Origin of the sequence: Virgibacillus sp. NKC19-16 (assembly GCF_021560035.1) — a bacterium.
Lineage (GTDB): Bacteria > Bacillota > Bacilli > Bacillales > Amphibacillaceae > Virgibacillus_L > Virgibacillus_L salidurans.
This window is the reverse complement of sequence record NZ_CP074373.1, coordinates 3,189,564-3,216,532: the sequence shown is the minus strand read 5'-3', so window position 1 is coordinate 3,216,532 and position 26,969 is coordinate 3,189,564. Positions and strand designations below refer to the sequence as shown.

The following is a 26,969-nucleotide window of genomic DNA, read 5'->3' as shown; positions in this document are numbered from 1 at the left end:
ATTCGTCTAAGCAATGTTCATTATTTCTATTCTTGCTTGACTACAATCTATATAATTCTTAAATAATTGTATGAATGATTTCTTGTAAACTCTTATTATACACCATATGCCTTTCTAATACTAGTGAAATTTACATGAAATATTTACAACCTATATAAGTACGATGTCACCAGTCGATTTTTTATCAAAATATTCTTATTATTTAAATGCGCTAAATCGAATTCAACATCTTCCTCTGCTGTGTCAGCCGAATTGAAGGGACACACCATTTAAACTATTTAAGACAGTAAAAAACCTCTATGCTACGTTTAAAAACATGGAATTAGGCTTGATTTTTTAAAATTTTTTCTGCATCATAGGGATGTTACATTAATAGGTTAATGGAGTCAATAATTATACGAGAAGGAGATGTTTATTTGGATTTTTTAACTACTGTACCAATATTAATCGGAGTAGTTTTATTAGTAATATTAGGAGGTATTAGTTGGTTCATTTATATGAAGTTAAAATACAAGACCGTTCCGTCTAATATGGCTCTGATTATAACTGGTACGAAATTGGGAGATCCGGAAAAGGAATCAAATATTTTCCAAGATGATCAAGGAAGGTATATGAAGGTTATTCGTGGCGGCGGTCATCGTTTGAGAATGTTTCAAACACATACACCTGTTTCCCTAAATGCTTTCCAATTGAAGATTAAAACACCAAAAGTTTATACAAAACAAGGTGTAGGGATTTTTGGGGAAGCTGTAGCAACAATTAAGGTGGCAGATACACTTGAAGGAATCGTGAAATATGCCGAGCAATTTTTAGGAAGAGATCAGGACGACATTGAATCAGATATTTCTGAAGTTCTTGGTTCAAATTTAAGAGCAATTCTATCAAAAATGACAGTAGAACAAATTAATAGTGATAGAGAAAGTTTCAATGAACAAGTTAGAAAAATTGCGCAGAAACAACTGGATGATATGGGGTTCCGTATTACTTCCTTAGGACTAACTAATTTGGAAGATGATGAAAATTACCTGGAAAACCTGGGTAGACCTAAAATTGCACAAGTGAAAAAAGAAGCTGAAATTGCTGAATCAACGAACCTAAGAGAAACAAAAGTACATAGTGCCCAAATGAATGAGGAAGTAAAGAAAGAAGAATATGATCGAGAGATTGCTATAGCTGAATCACGTAAAGAAAAAGAAATTAACGATGCGCAAATAAAGGCAGAAACAGAAAAAGAAAAAGCAAGAACGGAAGCTGCATATGACTTAGAACGAGCAGAAAGGGAAATTGAGGTCGAAAAAGAACGGTTAAAAATTGTGAGTCAGGAAAAAGAAGAAGAATTGCGCCTGCAGTTATTAGAGCGGGAACGCCAAGTTAAGCTGGAAGAGGAAGAAGTTAAAGTTCGCCAAGCAAAAGCTCAAGCAGAGTATAACGAAAGAGTAAAAGCTGCACAAGCAGAAGCTGAAGCACAAGAAAAAGCAGGCCGGGCGGAAGCAGAAGTTATTAAAATGAAAAGTGAAGCAGAAGTAGAGGCCATTGAGAAACGAGCGAAGGCGCTAAACGAACATAAAGAAGTAATGATGACGGAGATGCTGATTGAAATGCTACCGGAATTTGCGAAGGCTGTGTCCGAACCATTGAGTAATGTGGATTCTATTCGTATTCTTGATGGAGGAAACGGTGACGGAGTTTCAAATTTACCGGGAAGTGTTACGGGTATGATGACGAACCTTCAGGAAAGTTTGTCGCAAATGACTGGTTTAGATCTAAATGAAATAGTGAATAACCTTTCTGGAAAGAATAATTTAAAAGGAAAAGTGAGCGACATTGCTGATTCGTTAAATAAAGAAGAAGGGCAACAGCTTCAAGAGGGATTAACCGAAGCCTCTGTTGCAGTGGAAGAAGACGATGAGGATAAAACAGATAATTCGGAGTCTCAATGAAATATAATCCGGGAAAAATGTTGATTACAGTATGAGCAACAAGCTAATTAGCAACACCTTTGTTACTCCACAGGTGGCTTGTATGGTAGAATGAAGAGAGGATTTTAAAGTAATATATATACTATTAATTAAGTAAATGGGAAAAGAGGGTTGAAAATGGATCTAAGATTTCCAATTGGAACATTACAAGTTCCTGAAAAAGTAACATTAGAAAATATTCAAGAATGGCTAAAGGAGATCGAAACTTACACAACTCGATTAAGAGAAACGGTTGACTCATTAAGTGATGAGGAATTAAGCAGAAAATATCGTGATGGCAGCTGGACAGTTCGCGAGCTTGTTCATCACATTGCAGATTCTCAGTTGAACATGTATCAACGTTTGAAGCTGGCTTTAACAGATGAGAATCCAACAGTACCAGCTTTTGATCAAGATAAATGGGCTGTTCTGCCGGATACAAAGCTTCCTATAGAAAGTTCCATTAAAATGCTAGAGGGTATAAATGAGCGCATCGTATCTTTAGGACATAGTTTATCTGAAGAGCAATTGACCCGAGCTTTTACCCACAGGGATAACGGGGAGATAACAGTTGCAACAAAAGTTGCGAAATTAGCTTGGCACGAAGAGCATCATTTAGCCCATATAAAGATCGCGTTATCAAAATAATACAATCTGTATGGAATTGGCTTATCGAACTTCGTTAAGCCAATTTTTTTATTAATTTCCCAACTCCCTATCCTCCCATGTTCACACGACACAAAAAAAGTAAAACTACTTCCAAAGCCTATACATTTCCTAAATATATGATAAAATAAACAAGAACAAAGAAACGAGATAATCATGAAGTAGGTGTGCCTATGTGGAATATAAGTGAGTTGGTTATTGCTTTTGTCATATCTTGTGCAACATCGCTACTTGTAACACCGCTGATTAGTAAACTAGCAAAAAAATTAAACGTGGTTGATAAACCGGATAATAATAGAAAGGCCCATAATGGGGCGCGTCCTAGTATGGGCGGGCTGGCAATTTTTATAGGTGCCGCAACCGGATTTATGTATTTGCAGCCGATGCATGAACAGATGAACGCGATAATTATTGGGGCATGCATCATGGTCATCACAGGAATGCTGGATGATATGTTTGAAATAAGGGCATTGTATAAGTTAGCCGGGCAGATTGCTGCAGCGCTTGTGGTTGTGTCTTCCGGGCTTGTTATTGAAAAGCTGACGTTACCTTTTGCGGGTACGGTGTATATGGATGATTTCGGGATTATCCTCACCATACTTTGGATTGTGGCAGCTTCGAATGCGATTAATTTGATTGATGGTTTGGACGGGCTGGCTGCTGGTGTATCGGCAATTGGACTATCTAGTATTCTCGTAATGGCGTTTATAGATTATCGACTTGTCGTCGTTTATTTGAGTGTTATTTTAATAGGCAGCTGTATTGGGTTTCTTTTTCATAATTTCCATCCAGCGAAGATTTTTATGGGGGATACAGGGGCATTGTTTCTCGGCTATTCGATAGCGATTGTGGCGATGCTTGGGCTGTTTAAAAATGTGGCGTTCTTTAGTTTTATTGTCCCGATTATCGTTATTGCTGTTCCTGTTTTTGATACGATACTTGCCATTATTCGCCGCGCGATCAATCATCAGGGAATTGCTACAGCGGACAAGCAGCATATTCATTATAAGTTGATGCATATGGGCTATTCGCATCGCGCCTCGGTCTTGATCATTTATGCATTTAGTGTATTCTTCGGACTTATGGCGATTATCTTTAACAGTGCAACGCTTTTGACATCGCTCTTCCTATTTGGTGTCATTATCATAGGCATTCAGTTAATCGCAGAAATTGCTGGTGTGACGATTTATAATCGTCAACCACTCTTGGACGGTTTTCGTAGATTAGTAGGGATTAGGAACTTAGATAAAATGAAATAGGAAATAAAAAGAAGCTGCTAGTCCCAATTTGGGATTAGCAGCTTCTTTTTTCTTAATAGGCGCCTGATGCTTTTTCGGTTTCGTTCTCATTTTCAACTGTTGTACTGTCTGCGATGTCTAGGTGCTCTTGTAATTTGGTTTGTGTCTCATCTAGTGCAACAGGATCCAGTTGCCAGTAATACGTACCTGCCGGCTGATAATCATAGCCTTCCAGTGTGGAAGTGTTAATAGCTAAGTCTTCGCTGTTGGTCGCATAAGAGATGAAGCTTCTCATTTCACCAAATGTCATGTTTGTAACCATATTATCCCCAACAGCTTCGATGACATCATCGAATTTTAATATAGAATTTGCAGATAATGCTTTATCTACAACGCCCTTTATAAGATCTTGCTGTCTTTTACCGCGTTCGATATCATTATCGAGCTTCCTGGTACGTGCTAAGGCGAGAGCTTCCTCTCCATTCAACTCCTGTTCGCCAGGATATAGGTGAATGGCGCCACGCTCATCCATGGAATTGGACTCTGTGAACTCGTATGGTACTTCAGCAGTTATTCCGCCTAAGGCATCAACAACGTCAACAAATGCATGGAAATTAACTTTTGCATAATAATCAACGGGAATTTCTAGCAAATTCTCAACCGTTTCTACCGTTGCTTCCGTTCCGCCATGTGCATGTGCGTGGTTAATTTTTGTTTCATAACCGACTTCCGGGACATACACATAGGAATCACGGGGGATGCTAACTAATTCGACGCTGTTGTCATCCTTATTAAGTGTTGCCAGCATGAGCGCATCCGTTCGCGCGCTCTCTGCATTATCCCGGTGATTATTTGAATCCACTCCCATAATCAGGATAGAAACATTATCTTCAGTAGGGTCAACTGCTACCTCTCGTAGATCTGACTTTTCTCTTCCGTCATCTACATGGGAATCTGATAAAACAGTATCAGCTTTAATATATAAATACGCTCCATAACTTAATACTGCTACAAAAGCAATAAGAGGTATGAGAATAAGATATGCTCTTTTACGTAATTTTCGTTTTCGTTTTCTTCCGCTTCTTGTTGGATCAGGATTATTTTTAACCATATAAATTCTCCTTTTAAGGCTTCTGACATTTTTCAGCAAGTAATGTCAAACTTCGCATGCAAAACCATCTACTATTTTACTATGAATTGCTTGATTAGTAAATTAAAATTAGATTACAATTTTGTAAGAATTATAGAATTAAATCGGAGCTCACTGTATATAGGGTGTTTGGAGTTTTAAAAAAGTTGTGCGTAACGAGGTTAATAGAGGTCATCTCGCAGGTGAATCATGTTATTTTTAATGCGAGTACTGGAAATCCCCCTCGTTCTTGGCAAATAAACAACGTCACAATATTCATGTAAGAAGTCAAATTCGCCTCTCCAATCGTCACCCATAACAAAAGTATCAATATCATGCTTTTTCACATCTGTGATTTTTTGATCCCATGTTTTCTCCGGGATTACCATGTCAACATAGCGAATAGCTTCCATAATCAATTTACGATCATCATAATTATAATATGCCTCTTTGCTTTTTTTCATGTTAAATTCATCAGTTGAGAGGCCCACAATTAAATAATCGCCCATCTCTTTGGCGCGGCGAAGAATATGAATATGACCACTATGAATTAAGTCAAATGTTCCATAGGTGATTATTTTCTTCATCGAAGGCACCTCCAGTTCATAGTATAACATGATATCGGTCTTCGTACATTAGCATTTTTAAAATAAGAAAAGACTAGTACAGTTGGAGGCGCTAGTCTTACTAGGGTGTTAATCTGCGGGAATTTGAATAAAAAGAAGGTGGTATGAAATATGTTCGATGCTGGTTGGCTTAACATCGGCAGTTTGGTACTTGGATTAGTAGCTTGGATAATTCCTATTATTAATCTTGTGGTAGGTAAAAAACAGATGAATAAGAAATGGATTGCTCTTACCATTATCAGTTTCAGCGCTTGCGCTATCGCAATATGTTTACAAATTTTTTATAACCTTTACTTGGTAAACATTAAAGACTGGTCTGCTCTGTCTGAAATGCGTGCTGTAGCTGTTGCTTCAACAGTGCTTGTCGTTGTTACCATTTTATTAAATGCACTTACGCTGTTTTTATATCGGAATAGGGGCGTATTGTAAAACAATCGGGTGCGAGTGTCCAATACGCTTTTTTATGTAAAAAAGCAGGGGTGGATATTTTGAAAGTTGCTTTTTTGATAGGGGCGGCACCATATTGAAGATTATCGTGATAGTAAACGGGCGTTTATAGATACTCCTGTATTTTTATCCGATTCAATACGGACGTTGAAGGATGTCAAAAAACATCGATCCGGCATTTGATTCTCTGTTCCGATGGGACGTTTAGGAGAAATAGATAAAGTAGTATTTGTTGAGTGATGCATCCAGTTATATCGCTGGAACTGTAATTCCTATTGATGGAGGAATTACTGCAGAGGATTAACATAGCAGAAGCAGGAGAAGTTCTTCTCCTGCTTCTGGCATATATTACTACCCCATTATTCTACCGGTTTTCTCCAAAGGCCAAGGACCAGGGAGGAGATGACCGCTCCGATGAGTAGGGCAACTAGGAAAAGAATCGCGTTATCTGCTAATGGAATCACAAAAATGCCTCCATGGGGAGCCGGTATAGTGCTGCTCCAAAGCTGTGTTAAACCACCAGCAGTTACTGCGCCCAGTACGGACGAGCCGATAACGCGAATCGGATCTGCCGCGGCAAATGGAATGGCTCCTTCTGTGATAAAAGAGAGACCCATGACATAGTTCGTGACGCCTGATTTCCGTTCATTTTCCGTAAACTTATTTTTAAAGAATGTGGTTGCTAATGCAATCGCGAGCGGCGGGACCATCCCGCCTACCATCGCAGCTGCCATAAGGCTTCCATCTCCAGTTTCAGTAAATATCCCGATGGAAAAGGCGTAAGCAGCCTTGTTAAAAGGGCCACCCATATCAATCGCCATCATACCGCCAAGCAATGCACCAAGAATCACCGCGTTCCCTGTACCGAGGTTTTCCAAGAAGGTAACCATTGCTGTATTGATCGTCGCAAACACAGGTCCGATGAGAAAGTACATAAAAATCCCGATAAGAAAAAGTCCTGCGACTGGATAAAGTAAGATTGATTTTAAACCATCCAGTGACTTCGGCAATCCACGAAAGGCTCTTTTCACTAAAAGAACGAGATAACCAGCAAGGAAACCTGCAACAAGTCCGCCGAGGAAGCCAGCATCACTGTTAACTGCCATCAAGCCACCGACAAGACCAGGCATCAACCCGGGTCTGTCTGCGATACTCATGGCAATATAACCGGCAAGTATCGGGATCAGGAAGTAGAATGCATTGCTGCCAACAACATTAAAGAACTCAAAAAGTTCATGATCGCTTCCCAGGAAGCCTTCAACTAAAAAGGAGATTGCCATCAGGATTCCGCCGCCGACGACAAATGGAAGCATATGAGAGATACCGTTCATCAAATCTTTATAAATTTTCCGCCAGATGGAAGATGATTTTTCTGCTTCACTATCCGCATCACTGACATTTTCCGCTTGAAGCGTAGGAGCATCTTGATTGATTGCCTTTGTAATTAATTCTTCTGCTTTATTAATTCCATCACTAACTGGTCTTTCCAGTACAGGTTTTCGATCAAAACGAGCCATTTCCACATTTTTATCTGCAGCAATAATGACACCGGCCGCTTTTTCAATTTCTTCATTCGTCAGTGCATTTTTGGCACCATCTGATCCGTTCGTCTCCACCCGGATATTTACATCCATCTCAGTGGCTTTTTTCTTTAGAGCATCTTCGGCCATATAGGTATGAGCAATTCCTGTTGGGCAGGCTGTAACCGCTACAACGAATGGCTTGTCGCTCTCCTGCTTAGAATAATCAGTCTCCTGATCGTCTGCTTCCGGCTGACTTTCTGTTTCTTCTTGCTGAAAAAGAGCATGGACATCATCCGGGGAGCTAGCTTGTTTTAATTGTTCAACAAAATCTTGATCGATTAGCATTTTGGAAAGTGCTGCTAAGGTTTGTAAATGTGTATCATTCGCACCATCCGGCACCGCAATCATGAAAAACAGATACGTCGGTTGCCCATCAAGTGCTTCATAATCTAGTCCGCCCCTGCTTTTGGCAAAAAGCACTGTTGGTTCATTGACAGCATTTGTTTTAGCATGTGGCATGGCAATCCCATCACCCAAGCCGGTGGATGTCTGCGCTTCCCTTTTTAAAATTGCTTCTTTAAATGCCTTGGAATCATTAATCACATGATTTTCCTGAAGACGCTGAACCATTTCATCAATTGCACCAGGCTTATCTGCAGCCTGCATATCCATGATCATGGTATCTTTACGCAATAAATCATTGATTCTCATGGTCTCAAATCCTTTCTTTTTTATCTATCAATACGGCTAATCTCTACTTTTTCCAGCAAGGGGAGAATATCCATACGTTTAGCCAAATCATCAGAAAAAGCAGTAGCACTTCCTGTCGCCAGACTCATTCGGAATGCTTCACTCGCATCATTTGTCTTCATATATTTACCGGTAAATCCTGCGATCATGGAGTCTCCTGAACCAACAGAGTTTTTGACTTCCCCTTTTGGACTCCATCCGTAATAAATTCCATTTGCTGTAAAAAGCAGTGCACCATCTCCAGCCATGGAAACGATGGCATGTTTCGCTCCTAAATCCAATAATTTTTCCCCGTAATATATGATGTCTTCCCGATTGTTCAAAACAACACCAAACATCTCCGCTAACTCTTCCACATTTGGTTTCACCAGTAGCGGTTTATAGGCCAAAGCTGATCGCAAGGCATTTCCTGTTGTGTCGATAATAAACGTGGCGTTTGCAGTTACAATTTGTTCCACCAGCTTTTGATAATAATTCCCAGGCAAAGAAGCAGGCTTGCTTCCTGATAAAACAACCGTGTCCTGACGAGTTATTTTTCCTAGTTGGCGCATGAGTTTGTCCGTCTCTGCGGGTGAAATATCTGGTCCGTGGCCATTAATTTCCGTTTCTTTATCTGATTTAAGTTTAATATTGGTTCTCGTTTCACCTTGAATAGGGATGAAATCTGTATTTATCCCATCGTTTTGCAATTGTTTTGCTACATAGTCACCGGTGTAACCGCCCAGAAAGCCCAATGCTGTATTTTCGTATTCCAATTCATGCAGGATACGGGAAACATTAATCCCTTTGCCACCCGGGAATTTCATCTCATTATCCATTCTGTTCAGCCCCCCAAGATTTAAATGGTTGACGTGAATGACATAGTCAATGGAAGGGTTGAGCGTTAACGTATAAATCATTGCTTCACCTCCAAAATGGTTGTTTCTTCTTTGTAGTGCTGCATATTACTTTCTATATAGTCTGTCACAATGGATATTTCCTCCATATCAAATACCTTTGCAAAACTTACTTTATCCCATTTCGAATGATCTGCTAAAACAAAGGTGGCAGCAGCTTGTTGATGCGCCATTTTCTTTAATGCTGCCTCCTCAGGATCGGGTGTCGTACATCCAAAACTTGCGTCAATCCCATTCATGCCTAAAAATGCTTTGTTAAAACGATAGTTATGCAATGTATTCAAACTGTCAGAACCTATAATGGCTTTTGTCGAATGTTTGATCATTCCGCCAATCAGATAAACTTGAACTTGTTGCTCGGCAAGGGCTGAAGCATGCTGGATGCCATTTGTCACAACAGTGATATTTTTATCTTTCAAATAGGGGGTTAATGCAAGGGTTGTCGTACCAGCATCCATGAATATGACATCATTTACTTCAATAAGAGACGCAGCCAATTTTCCAATCGATTCTTTTTCTTGAATGTTTTTGAATGATTTTTCAGAAGCAGTTAATTCCTCATCCAATTGATATGTCCGATTTGCACCACCATGGATGCGTTTTAATTTTCCTTCATTTTCAAGCTGTCCCAGATCTCTTCTAATCGTTGATTCTGAACAGCCAATCCGCTTCATTAAATCCTGTGACTTCACAATCCCGTCCTGTTTCAACATCCTTAAGATAAATGCATGCCGTTCTTCTGTTAACATCCCGTTACCCCTCCTTTACCATTATAATAACACCAAAAACAATCAAAAACAATCATAAACCGTTTTTTTTGTTTGTAATGACGGTGTGAGAATAATATTTTATTTAGTAATGAATAGTAAGGAGGTTAATTTTATGGAAAATGGAGAAGAAATAATTTTACTTGAGGAATTACTTTATAGTACAGACGAAGACTATGTAGTAAAACAGATAAGAAAATTAGATAATCCTTTAATTCTTCATTTTTTTTGCTGCTAATTATAATTGGAATAACGGGTTTAATATACCAGAAGCTATTTTGGAAAATAAGTTTTGTGATTTTGGTACAGGTTTGCTAATGTTTTATTATTCGGATGGCTACCGAAAGTTAGAAAAACCTGAAGAAGTTTTAAATTCTTCCTTAGAAGAGTGGAAAAATTATTTAAATAAAGTTTATAATAAACTAGTGAATAGAGAATTCAGTTCTCAAAATATATCTTTTGACCCTGGTTTATCTAAAATCGAAAAATTCAAACTTAAGAAAAAAGATTTCGACATTCCTGATATGCTTATAGAAAAATCACCAGGTGAAATAGTTGAAATACCTAAAATATAAAACTGTATTACTTCCTTGATTGGCAATTGCTTGTCAAGGTTTAATTTATTTAGGTGATTCATCGACATTAGGTGAACGGAATTTTTCCATCAGACTCAGGCGGGCAGGAAAAAGGTGAACATCACTCTGGAGAAATTACATAGGTTTGATTCCGAAAGCATCAAAGCGCTGGATAAATCCCAAAATGATCTGGATATCATGCAAACCTATATCAATGAACTTGGCGGAATGGTTTCCTGTGCCATTTTAAAGAAGGGGAAAGTATATGACTCGTTTAAAAGACTTATTAACCGAGGTTGAAAAATTTGAAAATAAATATGGAAGTAAACTAAGAAATCCAGTATCTGATCAGGAAATTCAAAGAATAAAAAATTTCAAGAAAAATATAAATACTATTATAATTCCTAAGCAATATATAAATTTTTTAAAAAATGTAAATGGGTTAGACTTTAATGGATTAGTGATTTATGGAGTTGATAAAGCTTTTTTAGATAAAGAAATAGAAGAAGAAATATATGGTTTTATTGAGACAAATGAACTTTGGCATGAGAATGAATGACAAAGAAAATATGTATTTTTTGGGGATTCAGATGTTGCTTGGTATTGCTATGATTTGGATGACAAGATGTATGTAGAACTTGATAAGCCGTCAGAAACATTAATAGAATCATACAAAGACTTTGATACTATGATAACCGATGCGCTTGAAACAATTATATAACTTAACAATTTAAAAAGCGAAATGGGAGTTTTTATGAAGTTTAATTCCATAGTATATCCATTACCAGAAGGAAACTTTATTGAGAAAGAAGAAAAAACGTGGGGAATTAGTCTTCCAATAGTATTTAGAGATCTGTTATCAAAATATAACGGCGGTACCAGAAAAAAATGAATTTAATACAGCAGATCATTCGTATGCAATAGACAGGTTTTTATGTGTTTTGGAAAACACTGAAGAAAATGACTACGGTGTTTATGATATTGATGTAACATTGACTCGTATTGAAGTGCGGCTTACCGATAATGAAGATTTAGTTGGGGTTGATTTATTACCTATAGCTATATTGTTTGCCGGGGATTATTTATGTTTAGATTATAGAGAATCTGATAACCACCCTACTGTTTGTGTATGGGACCATGAGGAATCAGGTGATTTAGATCCAGTAACTTATTACTGTTCTGAGAACTTTGATGAATTTCTAAGTATATTGTATAAAGGTAACTAGAAGTATAAAAGTGCTTGTTGATTCGTACATTTACAAACGCGCATGTAAATAGTGATGCTTGAATGGGTCAGTTCTAAACATATATCTTTTGAACTTGCTCCGGAGAATGTTCTACCTTTATAACCTGGACACGGTGTAACTATTGGTATATTTGATATAGAAAGAAGATCAGTTGTTTAAATATAAATTAAGTCTTGATTAGCAAATATAAAAAGTACCCTATAGGTAGCTTTTTTAAAGTGTCTGCTCTATAGGGTGCATTTTATTGTTCTATCAGGCTTTTTTGGCACGTAACATAGCAATGGCTTTGATGGAGCTATGACTTCCGTTCATCTATTAATTAAGACCGTCTAACCATTCCTCTACTAAATCCGGATTTTCATCCATAAATGCTTGTGCAGCAGCTTCCGGATCCATTCCTTCTTGAACGTCAAACATCATTTCCTGTGTATCTTCTTTCGTGATGCTAAATTGACTGATAAGCTGATGTGCCGCCGGTGCATCTTCTTCAAATCCTGTTCGTGATACTGATAATATATCGTCTGGGTCACCAAATGCATTTTGTGGATCTTCTAAGATTTTTAAATCATACTCATTGAAGGTCCAATGAGGTGTCCACAACGTGACAACGATGGGCTCTTCATTATTAATGGCATCTCCTAAGGAAGTGGACATGGCAGCACCTGAGCTTTCTACAAGTGTCCAATCATTCAGTTCATACCCCGGAATCACTGAATCTTCCATTAATTGCATTTGACCGGCTCCCGGGCTGATGCCGGTGATTTCCCATTCAAGCTGTTCACCAATATCATTTGTGTTGTCTCTCAGATCCTCAATAGAATTAATATCCTCCATGTAAGAGGGGACAACTAAGCCGAGTTCTACTTCTTCTGTAACGGTGCCGATTTCTACGAGGTCATCTTGATACTCTTCCCAATAACTGCCATGTGTATTTGGTAGCCATGCGCCAACAATTACATCTGTAGCTCCGTCAGCTAAGCCGGTATATTGTACACCAACATCCGTTTGGTTAACTTCGACCGTATAACCGATTTCTTCAAGTAAGAGTTTAGCCAAATATGTATTCACTAGGTTGGACACATAATCATCGCTTCCGAGCTGAAGTTCTGTCTGTCCGAGTTCGATTTCACTATTGGTGTTGTTATCTTCTGATCCTTCTGTTTCACTATTTTCGTTATTTTCATTACTGTTTCCACATGCTGCAAGCACTATAGTTAACGTAATAACAGCCAATAGTCCTAAGATTCTTTTTTGTTTCCACATTATGTAATTTAATCTCTCCTTTTTTTATTTATGATAGAGATAGTATACTGTAGGAATTCTCTTAAAACAAATACAATAATATTTTCTATTTGGGTAAATATAAGCGTTTGCGCATTTTAAACCAGTTGCAAATTGTCTTTTCGCATAATTTCTCTATTTTATTGAATGATACACTTGATTTGCTGGTTGAATATACCTATAGATGCTAGTGAATTTACCAGTAGAGGTGTAATTTATACTAGGAAAAAAGACTATTGACGCTCCCTACATTAGTCTTGGCAGAATGCAATATCGAGAGGATAAATCCAAAAAAGGCTTCAAAGCTAAACTCACTAGAGTGGATCCAATCTCTAGATAGAACTAAAATTTGTTTAGTCATATGCCGGAGTTCATTCTATATGGATGGATATTCAACATTTATCCTAAAAAAAATTAATGCTATGTTTTTTCAGTATTTACAATCCCTTAACCAACGCTATTCGTGATTAATAGGCTGATAAGGCCTATATATCAGGGGAAATAAGCAAAATCCTCTCTTCTATTTTCAATAATTATATGATAGCCACATCTTATTTGAGTAGGGAACGTGTCGCACCGGTTATCGCGCCCTTTTCTTTAATAAAGCAGTTAGGTAACTTTATGATGTAGCTTGTTTCTTGCCCTCATTAATTGGGGGAGGGGTGGATTTAGAATAGAAGAAAAACACAAATGAAAACTCTCTCCCTTACCGATCGTTTTATATGTTACAATCACTGTGAGACTTTAAATGAAGGGGGAACTGTACATATGTTCAAAAAGTTAGCTTCAGATGCTCTAGGTTTATCCGATATTGGTAAAATTATCGGGCCGGAAGACTATGATAAAACGGATGCAGATGATTATGTCAGGCATGAAGATGATGAACAAATTTACTTCTTGATCAAAACAAAAGCAGACGAGTATTGTTTCACCAACCTGGCGCTGATTCATGTGGACGGGGAAAATGCAACTTCCTCTAAACAGACCTTAAGGCGTTACCCTTATTCCCAGCATAAAATTTCTGATGTAGTCATGGAAACAGCAGGAAAAGTCGATATGGATATTGAAATTAAATTCCAGATTGGAAACCAAGTGCTTAGCATTGATGTGCATAAGGAGGAAATTGATAAACTAAAAGATCTGTACAAAGCACTGCTATATATATCCGAAATCACACACGCGAATGAGGTTATGCTGGATATGACCAGCCAAAGTCTTGATAAAGCTGTTTCTGTTCTACAAAATTCAAGAACCTCCGAAACAAACCTGGCTGGGCAATATAAAGAAATAACGGAATTTGGGTTTTCCTGGGTCCAGTCATCCCGTGAAAAGTATCATAAAAAAGATTTTGGTGAAGTTTTTGAGAAGTATATTAATAATTAATTTGTTAGTCGGTTTTGTCCTTGAGGCTGTTTCTCAAGGACTTTCCTGATTAAGAAAGTCTATTGAGCACCACATTTATATGTTTTTCAGTTTCAAAACGAATATCGATGACTATATATCAGAAACGGCAGCACCTTCATGGACCGAATACAATACGATGTTCATATTTGACCTGTCTATACATATTCGTGATATTCGTTGGGGTCCTGCCCTTCTACACGGCCGGCTTCCCCTTTATCCAATGAATCAATTGTTTCCATATCCTCAGGGGCTAATTCAAAGTTGGTACTATTGATATTATCTTTTTGATGCATTGGATTACTCGATTTTGGAATAGAAAATACGCCGGCCTGATAGTTCCAGTTTAAAATAATCTGTGCCGGAGTTTTATCGTATTTATCCGCAATTTCTTTAATTGTGGCATTGTTCAGCACGTCATTCAGATAACCCCGACCAAAAGAGCTCCAGGCTTCAGTAAGAATACCCCGTTTCGCGTCTTCTTCAACCATACGGTTATTATTAAAATACGGATGACGCTCCACTTGGTTTGTAGCAGGAGTCACACCTGTTTCTGCGATAATGTTGTCCAGATGTTCGGCTTCAAAGTTTGAAACGCCGATGGTTCGGATTAATCCTTGTTTTTGAGCATCCACTAAAGCCTTCCAAGCTTCTACATATTTGCCGTCTTTGGGATTCGGCCAATGAATTAAATACTTGTCAAAATATTTTAATCCAGTGCGGCGTAAAGATTCTTGAATAAAGATAAACGCCTTGTCGTATTCATGGTAAGAGCCGGGCAATTTCGTACTGATTAAAATTTCTTCTCTGGGCAGTGCGGACCTGCGCACAGCTTCACCGACAATACCTTCATTGTCATAGTTTGTTGAAGTATCGATTAAACGGTATCCTGCGTTTAAGGCGTTTAAAATTTCAAATGTACCCTGATCACCATTAATGCCGATCGTGCCTAATCCCACAAGGGGAAGCGAGCCGCCATCATTTAGAATAAAATTGTTATTATCAACAGTCAAAGTCTCATCTCCTTTAAAATCGTTGTAATGCGAGCCTGAGAATGATAGAAAAAGGTATTTCCTTCACCTCTGCCAATATGAAACCAACAGAAATCTTCACCAAACAGGGCTTCCGGTTAAAACAACTGCCGGTCAATTGTCAAGCTCAGGTCACATTACCAGTATTTCATGTTTTCAACTCTCTTCTTGAGTTGTCCATCATTACTATACCCAATTTAAAAAAATCCTACACCAATCGGAACTAATTGAGGAGTTGAGGACATTATGCTTTTCTAAAAAAGCTGAAGGAACTCGAAAGGAGGGATCGCTAAGCAGGGTTCGACTGGAAAGAGAATTTACAGCAATCCGTCATCCTAATATCGTTACACCAAATTGTTGACTTACCTGCATAATTATAATAACAAACACAACAAGTTCAATGGTTAGGGATGTTAAAAGACCGCAGGAACATGAAACCTAATTTGCAGACAATATGTCATCAACCATATTGAAAAGATAATAACTGGAATAATGATTTTGTAATTCTTATAGTTGCTACTGGAAAATCAGAAAATAATACTAAACAAAAGTCATTTGATTCCTCGTGTAGAATAGCCTAAATCTATCTTCTAGGTTGCTTTTCGAATTGATTTATTTTCTTGTATTGTATCTCTTATACTTTTTTCAAACTGCTTTGTTCCTTCTTAACGTCCAACAGTCCAGCCACCGTCAACCTTAATTTCAGCCCCCTGCATATAATCTGATTCATCAGAAGCTAAGAAAACTGCTACCGTTGCAATCTCCTCTGGTTTGCCGGCCCTACCTGCAGGAATATCGTTTAGTCTCTCATCTTGAATTCCTTCAGTCATAGGTGTCTCAATGAACCCTGGTGCGATTAAATTAGCTTTTACTCCCTTATCACCAAAATCATAAACCAATTGTTTTGTAAACCCATTTATAGCATGTTTGCTCGTTACGTAAGTGTTACCACCTGCACCGGCAACAAATGTAGATTGCGATCCGACGTTAATAATATTTCCTTTGCCTTTCTCTAAAAATATAGGCATAATGGCTTTCGTGGCAAGGTATGGCCCCTTAACATTTACATCCATTACTTTATCAAATGTTTCTTCGTCCGTTTCAACGACATTTTCATAGGCATCATGAATACCAGCTCCGTTATACAATACATCAATCGTGCCGTATTCTTCTACTGCTTTATTAACACCATCTTCGACTGATGTCCGATTCGTTATGTCAATTTTTACAAATATTGCTTCTCCATTATTCTGTTCAATATCGTTAACAATACGTTGACCTTGATCTTCTTCTAAACCAACAACGATCACCTTAGCCCCTTCTTTTGCAAACATTTTAGCTGTAGCTTCTCCAAGGCCTGATGTACCACCGACAATCACTCCAACTTTATCATCTAATTTTCCCATTCTTATTTCCTCCCTTATCATTCTATACACTATTTATTGTAGAACTACATCGCAAAAAGATAAACGTTATTGCTTAGTGATGGGTTAAAAAAAACTCGTATCTGAGATCTCTCCACACAAGGTTACAATATATTTTTATTTATTCAATATTTTGACCCTAACTAATACGCAAGACGGGCGCTCATTTATTCCGTTCTTGCGCCCAATTCTTTAAGTTCATTTTTTCACAACCTTATAATACGAATCTTCTTTGTTGGATATGTTCCTTTCAAGTAATTCACCATTAGCCGGTTGTTATCTTAATATTTTCTACGCTAATTTTTACGTTTTCTTTTTTAGAAACAATCTTAATAATATCTTCAACTATTTGTTGAATTGTCGCATCATCAATTTTTGTACCCTTCGGTAAACCTATTGATACGTCAATGTCAATATTCCCTTTAACAGAACTAGAACTAGTACTTACTATTATTCCTATCGACCCCTTTTCAAGTCCCGTTTGCTTTGGAATGGATACTATAAGTTCCTTTTTGATTTCGTTCAATAAATTTATTATTTCCTCATTTCCTCCATTTGTCGGAGTAGCTTCTACTTCCTGTGGCTCTTTCAGGCTATTGGTTAGTGCATATTTTAATGTATCACGTAATTCCGTATCAGCTTCACTTATCGTTTTTGCGTATGCTGGGATATTATAACTTACTAATAAAATAATTAAAATAAGACTAACAGCTAGCTTTTTCATACTCATCACCCCAGTTTAGTTTTTGGAACTAAACTGGTCTTATTCAAGATAATGGCCCTATTGTAGAACTAAGACCAAAAATCGCATTACTAAAATAGCTTTTTACACATATTGAGTACTCGTTCAAGATCATCGTTATGTAACTCGCCTATGTGACGCTTCAGTTCATTACCATGCACAGAAACAATTTTGGAAGTACGAGCCACAGACGGTTTTAATAAACCTGCTTCCTCCCAATACTCCAAAACAACATCAAATTGATTTCTAGGCTGTTGGTTTGTAACTGGCGCAATAATGACATCCATATCTAATGCCAATTCATTTCCAACAATAATAACAGGGCGCTGTTTGGTTTGACGACTTCCCTTAAAAAGGACATCTGCTAACCAAACATCACCCTGTTTCATTTTACTGCTCATTGTATATGTCGTCCTCCTCATTATCCCACCAGGAGTAATTTTCGCCTAGCAAAATGACATCCGTAGCCATATATTTTTCTTTAATTTTATCGAGTACTTTTTGTCTTTCTTGCTCACTCAACGTGTCAATTTCCTTTATAATTCTTTCAGGAACGGACATATAACACACCTCCATTAAGCTATACTTTCATTATACCTTATATTATCGGTAACATAAATGTTCAATTCCATTTTTTTAGTTAAGGAATGTATGTCAAAAATACTTGCTATAAAAGTCATGTCGCAATTTCCCGCTTAGATGCGCGTAAATCCTGGTTGTTTCACTCTTTTCATGTCCTAAAAGACTTTGAATTACTTCAAGGGGAGCCCCGTTGTCAACCATATGTGTTGCATAACTGTGGCGTAATTGGTGGGGATGAATTGTTTTTTTGATTCCAGCTCGATTGGAAATATGTTTAATAACATATCTTAGAGAATCTACACTCATACGTCTTTTAGGGTTGCGTTCTGTGACAAATAAACAAAGGTTGTCATCATCACGTTCATCTAGATACCTTTTTAACCAAATTGCACAACGTATATTAAAATAAACTTCCCTTTCCTTATCCCCTTTACCGTGTACAATTACAGAGTTTCCTACGAAATTAATATCATCTCCGTTTAACTTTGCGACCTCACCGATACGGCAGCCGGTTGAATAAAAAAACTCAGGATAAAGCATTTTCCATCGATGTATGGCAACCTTCACGGAGATGCTCAATTTCGTGTTTGGAAAGAAATTTGTGGATTCGCTGTCCTAATTTAGGTTCTTTTAACTTGGCAGCTGGATTTTTTATAATATAACCTTCCTCATGTGTCCACTTTAACAACGACTTAATGAATCGTATGCGATGTCCCAAACTAGATGGTTTTAAATGTCCACCTGCTACAACCAGATATTGTTTCAATTTTTCTGTTGTAAACTCACTCATTTTGATATCATCGAAATGACGCTTTAAAAGATTGTATTGAAAACCATACATCTTCAAAGTAAGAGAGGAATATACTGCAATCCCACTCACTATTACTAAAGGTAGTAAAACTCGCACAAATTCCAAAGCTAAGCCCATATTAGAATCCTCCTTTCCCACTTTTCAATTGATTCAATTTTGACATAATTTATTCCGCAAGGTGGGCAGATTCTGAAAAAATATTGTACTGCAAACGCGCCCTTTCGTATTCTGGAAGATTGATTTTCCGTGGGGTATTTAAATAAGGACACCTTCAATATGAAGTAGTTGCTTTTTCATTTCTATGCCTCCAACATATCCAGTCAGACTTTTACTTTTTCCAATAACCCGGTGACACGGAAATATAATCGGCAATGGATTCATACTGTTTGCATGTCCTACAGCACGAATAGCTTGCGGTCGATCAATAGAACGAGCAATTTCAGAATAAGATTTTGTTTCCCCATAAGGAATGGCTTGCAATGCTTTCCATGTTTGCTTTTGGAATGATGTCCCTTCAAGTTCAAATGGTAAATCAAAACCCTTACGTTCTCCACCAATATATTCATGAAACTGTTCTCGAATAGGTTTTCCCAGCTCAGAGCTCTTTTTAACAGTATGATTTTCAACAAAAGTTAACCAATGATGATCGGTTAAAAATACGCGTGCAATCGTTCCGTTTTCCTTTAGCACAAATCTTAAAAGCCCAATATCTGTTTGACATTCGTCATAAATCATAGCTAAAATCCTTTCTATATTGTTGGGGTGTATACTGAGTCTGTTTTTGAAAGGCATGATAAAAACTTGATGAGTTTTGAAATCCTACTTCATAACAAATATCAATAGTTGACATGTCTGTGTTTTTTAAAAGATGAACGGCCTTACGCACTCGTAGATTCTCTAAGTAGGTGCGTGGTGTTCTTGATGTGTGCTCTTTAAAAAGTCGTCCTAAATAATAAGGGCTTATACCAATGTTTTGCGCTATTTGTTTCAATGTAAGGTTTTCCGTATAATTCTCTTGAATATATGCCTTTGTGTCATTAATGAGATCCGTTTTGGGATCAAAATTCACGATATCCGGCTGGCACCTTTTGCAGGGGCGAAAACCTGCCTGTTTTGCCTCTTCTACTGTTTGAAAAAAGGTGATATTTTCTTTATTGGGACACCTGGACTTACAAGATGGGCGGCAGAAAATTCCTGTTGTTTTCACCGCGTAGAAAAACAGGCCGTCATAGGAATCATCACAGCTATTAGCAATTCTTACCATGTCATTTAAAGAAAGCTCTGTATTAACAACCATTTCATTCAACTCCTGTCTTTCATTACTTTAACACCTTTTACACCTTTTTGTTACAAAAAAACATGTAAATTCCATATATAGAAACAACCACAAATGGAACAATGATGTACGACCGAAAAAATGGAAGGACGAGGGCACATAAAACCATGGCGGTCAATGAACACAACCAAGGTAAAGTTCCTTTTTTAAACAGTTTAACACCAGCAGCCATTGAAAGAATATAAACAAGAATTCCTAACGATGTTGGAATAAATAAAATATCATTAAACGTAAGAGAAAGAGCTTTTGTAATGACAACTCCCGCCCCTGCAAATATAACCACAAACAAAACCATGCGCCTTGATACTTGGTTTTTTGGGTGTAACACAGAAAAATATGAAGGAAATGCCCCATCTCTACTTAATGAATAACCAAGCTGAGTAAGACTAGCGACAAATGCATTTGCTGTTCCAGTACAAATAATGAAGGCAAGAGTACCGGTAAGCATTTGAGCATTTACACCGAGGGTATTATTTATAATGACGGCAATAGGCGATAAATTACTCTCCTGATCACCGTACGTCCCTGTTCCAATGGTTATAAAACTTAGGGCAAGAAAAAGTACGCCGATAATTATGACACTAATAACGGTGCTTCTAACAATATTTTTACTTGGTTGCTTAAAATTATTTGCAAGATTGCTAATCGCCTCCCAACCAAAAAAGGCCCAAAAAATGGCGGTTATAGCAGATCCGATTGAACCACTTCCGTTAGGAAAAAAGGGAGTAAATTGATTCCAGCTTATACTAGGAATAGCCAATACAATCGTTATTACTAACAGAAGAAATAAACATCCACTTAACAATAATGCTATTTTGCCACTTACCTGAATGCCATAATAATTAGTGATTCCAGCAATAGCCAATATCAATATGGCAGAAAATGTTATTTGAATCTGGGAAAAATCAAAAGCATTCCCTAAATAATAAGCTCCTGTTAAGGCAACGATGGTCTGCCCAACTGCCGCTGTGACAAAGTAGAACCATCCAATAATATTTCCTAAGTGTTTCCCAAATGAATATCTGACAAAAGTTGCAGCCCCTCCAGCATCTGGGTAATCCCTTGCTAAACAAGCAAATGAATAGGCAAGAGGAAAGCTAATAATGATCACGAACACCCAAGATAATATGGATGCCGGCCCAGCTATGGACGCAGTAACACTGGATAAAAAAAGCACTCCTGATCCTAAAACTGCTGCAATATATAAAGCAATTCCTTGAAATAATCCAATAGATTTATTGGTCATGTAGTCACCTCATTTCTACATGTATTATACCAATGTAGAATTGAGGTACACTTCCGGATTTTTGCGGTTTAATTCTTTATAGCAGTTCTTATGGGGCTTGTTTTTCAATATTTGTGATTTATATAGGGACGGTCCATAAAAAATAGAAGATTGTAAGCAGTCATTTATTCCAGATAATGGCCCTATCGCGGCAATGTCACAATAGGTTTGTTAATGTAATTGTATCAAACTTTTTCCTACGACTAGTCAAGTATAAGTAATAAATTAAATCATTATTTTTGTGCATAGGAAATACACCTCAGTTGTTTATAAATCATCAAACTTTATTCTAAATTTTCCTGTGAATAATTCAGGTTGATAGATAAAAATATCGCCATTTTGACGTTGTTGTTAAATGCACAAAAAATGATCACTTCTTAATTGTACTTTACTAAGAATAGAGTTTGTCATAGTAGCAACCGCAACCTATTGATATGACACATATCATAAATAAAGAATAAAAATACATCCCTCTTTGCATTCAGTTATAATGGGATAGAATTGCAACGTGATTATTTTTATATAAAAAATATCAAGTTTTGCTTACTATCATTGATTTATACTATATATAGGTTAAAGAAAGGATTGATTTGGAGTGCTAAAAGATTTAAATGATGCCATTGATTTTATTGAAAAACACTTAATGGATGATATTTCGGTTCAAGACGTTGCTGAATATGTTGGGGAGTCTGATTTCCATTTTAGAAAGATTTTTCAAGCGATTGCTGGGATATCACTCAGTCATTATATTAAGCAACGTAAACTCTCCATGGCCAATCATGAACTGCTTCAAGGAGAAAGTGTTACAGATGTAGCTTTCAAGTATGGATACGAATCAGTAGAGGGATTTTCCAGAGCTTTTAAAAATTGGAGCAGTTACCTTCCCTCTGAGGTTAGAAAAACGAATACTATCCTTTCTTTTCCAAAATTATCTTTTTATATCAATGTTCAAGGAGGAAATACAATGGAAGCGAAAATAGTTACTTTACCTGCTTTTCGTTTTGCTGGAGTACAAAAAAGAGTGCCGATGCAGTTTGAAGGAGTCAATCAAGCGATTGTTGAATTAACAGAGAGTATTACAGATGAACAAATGGAAGAGATGCATCGATTACAGAATATGGATCCCAAAGAAATTGTTAACGTATCATACGACGCAGATGGAAAGTTTATCAAAGAAGAAGGCGACTTAACTCATATGATTGGTGTTTTAACGACAATGGAAGGGGTCAATGACAACTTAGATACGATTGCTGTTCCAGCACACACATGGGTTGTCTTTCCAAATGAAGGTCCGTTTCCTTCAACTTTGCAAAATACAATGGCGAGAACCGCTTCCGAATGGCTGCCGTCATCCAATTACGAACTCGTTCATTTACCTTCGTTTTCTTTAACAATAATGGATAGCGAGAAAGAAGACTATGCCTACAGCGAGATCTGGTTGCCCGTTCGAAGGAAACCGGAATAAGGAACGAAAATTGGTTAAAAACAATCCGGGTTTATTCTTATAAAAGCGAGAAACGTGATAATTCCGTTTCTCGCTTTTGATATGGTATTAAATTAAATAAAAAGTTAAACTTACTAGTAGAATGGTATTTTATATTAGCAAAAAAGGCTAGTGTCGCTCCGTGCACTAGCCTTGGCAGAATATTAACTAGTTACGAGCGTCTCCCGTCCATATACAGGTTTCCCATCAATAAATGTAGCTTTGATTGCGATGTCTTTAATAGTATCCGGATCAACGGTTGTTGGATCTTCTTCAAGTATTGCAAAATCCGCCTGTTTTCCGATTTCTAGACTTCCTGATGTTTTTTCGTCAAAATTCAACGCCGCACCGTAAATCGTCATCGCTTTTAGGGCGGTGACCACATCGATACGCTGCTCTGGCCCTAGAAGTTTTCCTTCTCTCGTTTTTCGGTTCACGGCAGCCCATACCGAAAATAATGGCGAGATTGGTGTAACCGGACAATCCGAATGAAGGGTAAACAATAAGTTATTCTTCACAGCATCAGCCAGTGGACTTATACGACGAGCCCGCTCTGGACCGAGAAAAATCCGTTCGTGTCTGTCTCCCCAATAATACACATGGTTAATGAAAAATGACCCGGCGACATCAATTGCAGCCATTTTAGCTAAGTCATCCGGAGTGCCTGTTTGCACATGCTCAATTCGATGTCGATGATCCGGACGGGGATGTTTCTCAATCGCGTGTTCATAGGCATCCAGGATAGATCCAATGGCATGATCACCATTCCCATGTGTTGTCACCCGGAATCCGCGTTTATGCAAATCCAGAACCTCTTCTTGAAAAGTTTCCTGGTCATGAATCAGGTCACCGTAAATATCCGGGTTTTGATGATAGGGCTGTCTTAATGCGCCGGTCAACCCCTGGATAGAGCCATCCTGAAACATTTTCGCACTGTCCAGTTCAGCAAGACCATTGGAACGTTCTCTGATTTCTTTATCTAATTGCGCGTGCGTATAGCCTGCGAAAGGTGCGTTATCTGCAAGCAGGTGGTGCATGATCATTAATTTTGTGCGCATCGGGTTGAGCCCGCGTTTTGCAGCTTCGAGATGGGCTTCTAATTCCTCTAGGTCATTTACCTTTGCATCAGAATTTGTGGTGATCCCTTGAGCGAGATATTCTTCGGATGCTTTTTCTAACGCATCTAGCCTTTGATCAAGATCCTCCTTTGGAACTTGACTCGAAACCGGAGTGATGGCGCCCGGTTCATATAAAACACCATTCAGATGTCCGGATTCATCCCTGCCGAAATGTCCCCCGGATTGTGGATCAGGAGCCATGTCCTCAAGCCCTCCATATTCCAGTGCTAGGGAGTTGGCCACAGCTAAGTGTCCGGAAATATGTTTAATGATGACAGGGTTATTTGGTGATACTTTATCGAGATCCTCTCTTGTTGGATGACGCTTCTCATATAAAAGGGTGTCATCATAACCATATCCCTGGATCCATTCGTGGCTAGGCGTTTCTTTTACTTTTGCCGCGATAGCTTCTGTTATATCTTGAATTGTTTCATTGGGTGGTGTGCTGCAATTTACCTGATCCTGCATTAATGCATACATCATGATGTGATTGTGCGTATCAATAAACCCTGGTAACAATGTCGCCCCTTTTACATCAACGACATTTGTCTTTTCCGTAATACGAATCGAATCTTTAGGAGGCTCGGGTTCAGCCCAAATACCGATGATGCTTCCATTTGCGACCGCGACAGAACCAGCCCGTCTATTTTGACGATCAAGTGTTAATACATTTGCATTTGTAAATAGTAGACTTGCTTCGCTCATAGTAATTCCCCTTTTCTGACGTGAAATTTATTTTGCTTTCTCAAGCTCCTGCGTTGGGTCATCCACCTTTTTCATGGAAAAGTAATAAGCCGTAACTTTTTCCTCTGAAGAATGCGTCGTACATAAGCTTACTACTACCAATAAAATAAATGACGTGATCAAACCTGGAATAATCACATGTAGTCCAAATGGATCACCTGCAAGGCTCCAGATGAAAGCAACGCCTAAGGAACCAATGACACTCGTAATCATTCCTGTTTTCGTAGCCCTTTTCCAAAACATGGCCGCAAGTACTGGCGCAACCATCGTTATGGCAGATAGCGATAATGCATAGGTGTAAATGGCGATGATGTCTGTAATTAGGAGGGCGACAACCAAACCTCCAATTGCCATACCTGCCACAGAGAGCCGCGATACGTTAAGTACCTGCTTGCTGCTGGCATTCGGGGCGATCCAACCTTGATAAACATCTTTTGAAATGTTCATAGCACCACTTAATAGAAATGACGTCGCACCTGTTAATACTGCCGCAAACAGAGATACCATAAAAAATCCACCAATAGCAGGAGGAAACACCGCTGTTAAAAATTCCGTGTATACGAGGTCAGGATGGGTGTCCGATGGTATGGACTGACGAGCAATAATGCCAATGCCAATCGAAAAAAGCGCGATACATAATGTGATCAAAAACCCAATCGAAACCCCTCTGACAGCAATTTTTTCCGTCTTAGCAGCTGAAATACGCTGCCATGACGTTTGCCATACTAAATAGAAAGGACCAAAAATGATCATATAATTAATCAGTTCCGTTGTATCCATGGCGAAAAGGTCAAAGTATTCGGGTGATGTGTTATTCACAACAACCTCAGCCCCACCAACATAGTTTAATGCCATAAAGAACATAATGATGAGCCCTGCAAGAATTAATACGGATTGTATCGCATCGGTCCAAGCAACACTCGGCAAACCGCCCATCAATGTAAAACTGACACAAATGACGAACCCGATCAGCATTGCTGAAACAAAAGAGATATCAACAATCGTTGTTAAAACAGAACCCATCCCGACAATTTGCATACCAAAGGTTGGTGTCATGTAAAGCAAACTAATAATCAGTGATGGTATAATCCCTGAAGCCTTCCCAAAACGACGAACAAATAGGTCAGGCAGTGTGTATAATTTCAGTTTGCGTATCGTTGCACCAAGGAGTACAGCAAGCAAAATGGAAAAGAATGCTGTAGGGAATTTTGTCATAAACCAGGTTAGCCCAACTTCAAATCCCTTACCAGCAGACCCGATGACAGCCGCAGACCCTAAGGAAGTAGCAATAATACTCCCTGCGATGGGGAAAAATCCCAAACTAAAATTAGCCATGGTATAATCATCGGCCGTTTTTATTTTCCGTGCGAAAAAACCCCCTACTGCTAAAATCCCGATTAAAAATGTTCCCAGCCAAACAATATACCAGCTCAATGATCTCACGCACCTTTCTCTATGTATAATCTAAGAAGCTATTATTTTAAATAGAATTATCATGTTATTTTGTTATTTTACTTTATAAGTTTATGGAAGAAAACATTGTTCTAATGTTCGTACCAGTTGGTGGGCGATATGCTCGTCAAATCGGGAGAGACGCGCGTCAAACCGGGAGAGAGCCTGTCCGAACCGGGCCAACCGGGAGAGATGCACGTCAAACCGGGAGAGAGCCTATCCGAACCGGGAGAGACGCGCTTCAAACCGGGAGGGGTGCCCGTCAAACCGGGAGACAGCCAGCACCTCGAAATCAAGAGAGAACGCTAAAGCACTGCACAATCGAGAAGATGCACATCAAATCGGGAGACTACACCCAAAAAAAATCCATTCTTATAACTATCATTCTCGCTTTTCGTGTTTAGTTTCATAAAAATGTTTGGGTTGGGTATACTGTAGTGTGATATAATAAGTGAAA

24 protein-coding genes and 4 pseudogenes are annotated in these 26,969 nt (G+C 38.3%); 11 read left to right on the top strand and 17 right to left on the bottom strand.

Annotated features, from left to right (window positions below; genetic code table 11):
* Positions 1 to 416 precede the first annotated feature (416 nt).
* The 3 genes from KFZ58_RS16175 to KFZ58_RS16165 all read left to right on the top strand — a co-directional run bounded on the left by KFZ58_RS16175 (position 417) and on the right by KFZ58_RS16165 (position 3,883).
* A complete protein-coding gene (locus KFZ58_RS16175) occupies positions 417 to 1,940 on the top strand; it encodes a flotillin family protein (RefSeq protein WP_235792319.1) in 1,524 nt (507 codons plus the stop codon).
* A gap of 156 nt (positions 1,941 to 2,096) precedes the next feature.
* The gene (locus KFZ58_RS16170; RefSeq protein ID WP_235792318.1) at positions 2,097 to 2,606 is read left to right on the top strand and encodes a YfiT family bacillithiol transferase; all 510 of its coding nucleotides are present in this window, start codon (positions 2,097 to 2,099) and stop codon (positions 2,604 to 2,606) included.
* A 191-nt stretch (positions 2,607 to 2,797) separates the two neighbouring features.
* Positions 2,798 to 3,883 (top strand): glycosyltransferase family 4 protein, encoded by a 1,086-nt coding sequence (locus tag KFZ58_RS16165; protein WP_235792317.1) that lies wholly within the window; start codon positions 2,798 to 2,800, stop codon positions 3,881 to 3,883.
* A 52-nt stretch (positions 3,884 to 3,935) separates the two neighbouring features.
* Here KFZ58_RS16165 and KFZ58_RS16160 read toward each other — a convergent pair whose 3' ends face one another.
* Positions 3,936 to 4,973, bottom strand: coding sequence for an LCP family protein (locus KFZ58_RS16160; protein ID WP_235792316.1), 1,038 nt, complete (start codon positions 4,971 to 4,973; stop codon positions 3,936 to 3,938).
* 200 nt (positions 4,974 to 5,173) lie between these two features.
* Entirely contained in the window at positions 5,174 to 5,578 is a 405-nt protein-coding gene (gene tagD / locus KFZ58_RS16155) for a glycerol-3-phosphate cytidylyltransferase (protein WP_235792315.1), read from the bottom strand.
* Between the two features lie 150 nt (positions 5,579 to 5,728).
* Here tagD and KFZ58_RS16150 point away from each other — a divergent pair, with 150 nt between their 5' ends.
* Positions 5,729 to 6,046, top strand: a complete 318-nt coding sequence (locus tag KFZ58_RS16150; RefSeq protein WP_235792314.1) for a hypothetical protein — start codon at positions 5,729 to 5,731, stop codon at positions 6,044 to 6,046.
* A 377-nt stretch (positions 6,047 to 6,423) separates the two neighbouring features.
* On the opposite strand, the gene KFZ58_RS16145 is transcribed toward KFZ58_RS16150, so the two are convergent.
* Genes KFZ58_RS16145 through KFZ58_RS16135 form a run of 3 tightly spaced genes read right to left on the bottom strand, consistent with a single transcriptional unit; the run spans position 6,424 to position 9,982 of the window.
* Entirely contained in the window at positions 6,424 to 8,298 is a 1,875-nt protein-coding gene (locus KFZ58_RS16145) for a PTS fructose transporter subunit IIABC (RefSeq protein WP_235792313.1), read from the bottom strand.
* Between the two features lie 20 nt (positions 8,299 to 8,318).
* Positions 8,319 to 9,236 carry a 1-phosphofructokinase gene (gene pfkB / locus KFZ58_RS16140; RefSeq protein WP_235792312.1) on the bottom strand — a complete coding sequence of 306 codons (918 nt, stop codon included), beginning with the start codon at positions 9,234 to 9,236 and terminating at the stop codon, positions 8,319 to 8,321.
* Complete coding sequence (locus tag KFZ58_RS16135; protein ID WP_235792311.1) at positions 9,233 to 9,982, bottom strand: DeoR/GlpR family DNA-binding transcription regulator; 750 nt, start codon at positions 9,980 to 9,982, stop codon at positions 9,233 to 9,235. Before KFZ58_RS16135 ends, pfkB begins: the two co-directional genes overlap by 4 nt.
* 133 nt (positions 9,983 to 10,115) lie before the next feature.
* Here KFZ58_RS16135 and KFZ58_RS19410 point away from each other — a divergent pair.
* The 4 genes and pseudogenes from KFZ58_RS19410 (at position 10,116) to KFZ58_RS16120 (ending at position 11,801) form a co-directional block, all read left to right on the top strand.
* A pseudogene (locus tag KFZ58_RS19410) lies at positions 10,116 to 10,575 on the top strand (DUF4274 domain-containing protein).
* A gap of 90 nt (positions 10,576 to 10,665) precedes the next feature.
* Positions 10,666 to 10,875 (top strand): annotated as a pseudogene (locus KFZ58_RS19405) (T7SS effector LXG polymorphic toxin); the annotation flags it as partial.
* Positions 10,841 to 11,296: pseudogene (locus KFZ58_RS16125) on the top strand (YrhA family protein). The pseudogenes KFZ58_RS19405 and KFZ58_RS16125, both read left to right, overlap by 35 nt.
* Positions 11,297 to 11,516: 220 nt before the next feature.
* On the top strand, positions 11,517 to 11,801 hold the full coding sequence (locus tag KFZ58_RS16120; protein ID WP_502654442.1) for an SMI1/KNR4 family protein: 285 nt from the start codon (positions 11,517 to 11,519) through the stop codon (positions 11,799 to 11,801).
* A gap of 336 nt (positions 11,802 to 12,137) precedes the next feature.
* Here the strand turns inward: KFZ58_RS16120 and KFZ58_RS16115 are convergent, their stop codons facing one another.
* Positions 12,138 to 13,085 (bottom strand): glycine betaine ABC transporter substrate-binding protein, encoded by a 948-nt coding sequence (locus KFZ58_RS16115; protein WP_235792309.1) that lies wholly within the window; start codon positions 13,083 to 13,085, stop codon positions 12,138 to 12,140.
* 786 nt (positions 13,086 to 13,871) lie between these two features.
* On the opposite strand from KFZ58_RS16115, the gene KFZ58_RS16110 reads away from it, so the two are divergent.
* On the top strand, positions 13,872 to 14,486 hold the full coding sequence (locus KFZ58_RS16110; RefSeq protein WP_235792308.1) for a PH domain-containing protein: 615 nt from the start codon (positions 13,872 to 13,874) through the stop codon (positions 14,484 to 14,486).
* 176 nt (positions 14,487 to 14,662) lie between these two features.
* Here the strand turns inward: KFZ58_RS16110 and KFZ58_RS16105 are convergent, their stop codons facing one another.
* From KFZ58_RS16105 to KFZ58_RS16065, 9 genes and pseudogenes are all read right to left on the bottom strand, one after another.
* A complete protein-coding gene (locus KFZ58_RS16105; protein WP_235792307.1) occupies positions 14,663 to 15,517 on the bottom strand; it encodes an aldo/keto reductase in 855 nt (284 codons plus the stop codon).
* A 683-nt stretch (positions 15,518 to 16,200) separates the two neighbouring features.
* Positions 16,201 to 16,941, bottom strand: coding sequence for an SDR family NAD(P)-dependent oxidoreductase (locus tag KFZ58_RS16100; RefSeq protein ID WP_235792306.1), 741 nt, complete (start codon positions 16,939 to 16,941; stop codon positions 16,201 to 16,203).
* A 283-nt stretch (positions 16,942 to 17,224) separates the two neighbouring features.
* The gene (locus tag KFZ58_RS16095) at positions 17,225 to 17,683 is read right to left on the bottom strand and encodes a hypothetical protein (RefSeq protein WP_235792305.1); all 459 of its coding nucleotides are present in this window, start codon (positions 17,681 to 17,683) and stop codon (positions 17,225 to 17,227) included.
* 89 nt (positions 17,684 to 17,772) lie between these two features.
* Positions 17,773 to 18,102 (bottom strand): type II toxin-antitoxin system PemK/MazF family toxin, encoded by a 330-nt coding sequence (locus KFZ58_RS16090; protein ID WP_235792304.1) that lies wholly within the window; start codon positions 18,100 to 18,102, stop codon positions 17,773 to 17,775.
* Positions 18,092 to 18,262 carry a hypothetical protein gene (locus KFZ58_RS16085; protein WP_235792303.1) on the bottom strand — a complete coding sequence of 57 codons (171 nt, stop codon included), beginning with the start codon at positions 18,260 to 18,262 and terminating at the stop codon, positions 18,092 to 18,094. Before KFZ58_RS16085 ends, KFZ58_RS16090 begins: the two co-directional genes overlap by 11 nt.
* A gap of 93 nt (positions 18,263 to 18,355) precedes the next feature.
* Positions 18,356 to 19,124 (bottom strand): annotated as a pseudogene (locus tag KFZ58_RS16080) (tyrosine-type recombinase/integrase).
* 225 nt (positions 19,125 to 19,349) lie between these two features.
* Positions 19,350 to 19,829, bottom strand: a complete 480-nt coding sequence (locus tag KFZ58_RS19265; RefSeq protein ID WP_304956802.1) for a methylated-DNA--[protein]-cysteine S-methyltransferase — start codon at positions 19,827 to 19,829, stop codon at positions 19,350 to 19,352.
* A complete protein-coding gene (locus KFZ58_RS16070; RefSeq protein ID WP_235792302.1) occupies positions 19,819 to 20,391 on the bottom strand; it encodes a bifunctional transcriptional activator/DNA repair enzyme AdaA in 573 nt (190 codons plus the stop codon). The genes KFZ58_RS19265 and KFZ58_RS16070 overlap by 11 nt, the downstream gene beginning before the upstream one ends.
* Positions 20,392 to 20,428: 37 nt before the next feature.
* Positions 20,429 to 21,676: an APC family permease gene (locus tag KFZ58_RS16065; protein WP_235792301.1), complete on the bottom strand. Its 1,248-nt coding sequence runs from the start codon at positions 21,674 to 21,676 to the stop codon at positions 20,429 to 20,431.
* A 634-nt stretch (positions 21,677 to 22,310) separates the two neighbouring features.
* On the opposite strand from KFZ58_RS16065, the gene KFZ58_RS16060 reads away from it, so the two are divergent.
* Positions 22,311 to 23,180 carry an AraC family transcriptional regulator gene (locus KFZ58_RS16060; RefSeq protein WP_235792300.1) on the top strand — a complete coding sequence of 290 codons (870 nt, stop codon included), beginning with the start codon at positions 22,311 to 22,313 and terminating at the stop codon, positions 23,178 to 23,180.
* Positions 23,181 to 23,362: 182 nt separating this feature from the next.
* On the opposite strand, the gene KFZ58_RS16055 is transcribed toward KFZ58_RS16060, so the two are convergent.
* Together KFZ58_RS16055 and KFZ58_RS16050 are read right to left on the bottom strand one after the other, a co-directional pair.
* Complete coding sequence (locus tag KFZ58_RS16055) at positions 23,363 to 25,021, bottom strand: amidohydrolase (RefSeq protein ID WP_235792299.1); 1,659 nt, start codon at positions 25,019 to 25,021, stop codon at positions 23,363 to 23,365.
* A 27-nt stretch (positions 25,022 to 25,048) separates the two neighbouring features.
* Entirely contained in the window at positions 25,049 to 26,494 is a 1,446-nt protein-coding gene (locus KFZ58_RS16050) for a sodium:solute symporter family protein (RefSeq protein ID WP_235792298.1), read from the bottom strand.
* A gap of 92 nt (positions 26,495 to 26,586) precedes the next feature.
* Here KFZ58_RS16050 and KFZ58_RS16045 point away from each other — a divergent pair, with 92 nt between their 5' ends.
* Positions 26,587 to 26,916 carry a hypothetical protein gene (locus tag KFZ58_RS16045; RefSeq protein WP_235792297.1) on the top strand — a complete coding sequence of 110 codons (330 nt, stop codon included), beginning with the start codon at positions 26,587 to 26,589 and terminating at the stop codon, positions 26,914 to 26,916.
* The last annotated feature ends 53 nt before the right edge of the window (positions 26,917 to 26,969 follow it).

Coding starts and splice junctions, on each gene's coding strand:
- KFZ58_RS16170 (WP_235792318.1), top strand. CDS start 2,097: ATGGATCTAAGATTTCCAATTGGAACATTACAAGTTCCTGAAAAAGTA.
- KFZ58_RS16165 (WP_235792317.1), top strand. CDS start 2,798: ATGTGGAATATAAGTGAGTTGGTTATTGCTTTTGTCATATCTTGTGCA.
- KFZ58_RS16160 (WP_235792316.1), bottom strand. CDS start 4,973: ATGGTTAAAAATAATCCTGATCCAACAAGAAGCGGAAGAAAACGAAAA.
- tagD (WP_235792315.1), bottom strand. CDS start 5,578: ATGAAGAAAATAATCACCTATGGAACATTTGACTTAATTCATAGTGGT.
- KFZ58_RS16150 (WP_235792314.1), top strand. CDS start 5,729: ATGTTCGATGCTGGTTGGCTTAACATCGGCAGTTTGGTACTTGGATTA.
- KFZ58_RS16145 (WP_235792313.1), bottom strand. CDS start 8,298: ATGAGAATCAATGATTTATTGCGTAAAGATACCATGATCATGGATATG.
- pfkB (WP_235792312.1), bottom strand. CDS start 9,236: ATGATTTATACGTTAACGCTCAACCCTTCCATTGACTATGTCATTCAC.
- KFZ58_RS16135 (WP_235792311.1), bottom strand. CDS start 9,982: ATGTTAACAGAAGAACGGCATGCATTTATCTTAAGGATGTTGAAACAG.
- KFZ58_RS16115 (WP_235792309.1), bottom strand. CDS start 13,085: ATGTGGAAACAAAAAAGAATCTTAGGACTATTGGCTGTTATTACGTTA.
- KFZ58_RS16110 (WP_235792308.1), top strand. CDS start 13,872: ATGTTCAAAAAGTTAGCTTCAGATGCTCTAGGTTTATCCGATATTGGT.
- KFZ58_RS16100 (WP_235792306.1), bottom strand. CDS start 16,941: ATGGGAAAATTAGATGATAAAGTTGGAGTGATTGTCGGTGGTACATCA.
- KFZ58_RS16095 (WP_235792305.1), bottom strand. CDS start 17,683: ATGAAAAAGCTAGCTGTTAGTCTTATTTTAATTATTTTATTAGTAAGT.
- KFZ58_RS16090 (WP_235792304.1), bottom strand. CDS start 18,102: ATGAGCAGTAAAATGAAACAGGGTGATGTTTGGTTAGCAGATGTCCTT.
- KFZ58_RS16085 (WP_235792303.1), bottom strand. CDS start 18,262: ATGTCCGTTCCTGAAAGAATTATAAAGGAAATTGACACGTTGAGTGAG.
- KFZ58_RS19265 (WP_304956802.1), bottom strand. CDS start 19,829: ATGATTTATGACGAATGTCAAACAGATATTGGGCTTTTAAGATTTGTG.
- KFZ58_RS16070 (WP_235792302.1), bottom strand. CDS start 20,391: ATGGTTGTTAATACAGAGCTTTCTTTAAATGACATGGTAAGAATTGCT.
- KFZ58_RS16065 (WP_235792301.1), bottom strand. CDS start 21,676: ATGACCAATAAATCTATTGGATTATTTCAAGGAATTGCTTTATATATT.
- KFZ58_RS16055 (WP_235792299.1), bottom strand. CDS start 25,021: ATGAGCGAAGCAAGTCTACTATTTACAAATGCAAATGTATTAACACTT.
- KFZ58_RS16045 (WP_235792297.1), top strand. CDS start 26,587: ATGGAAGAAAACATTGTTCTAATGTTCGTACCAGTTGGTGGGCGATAT.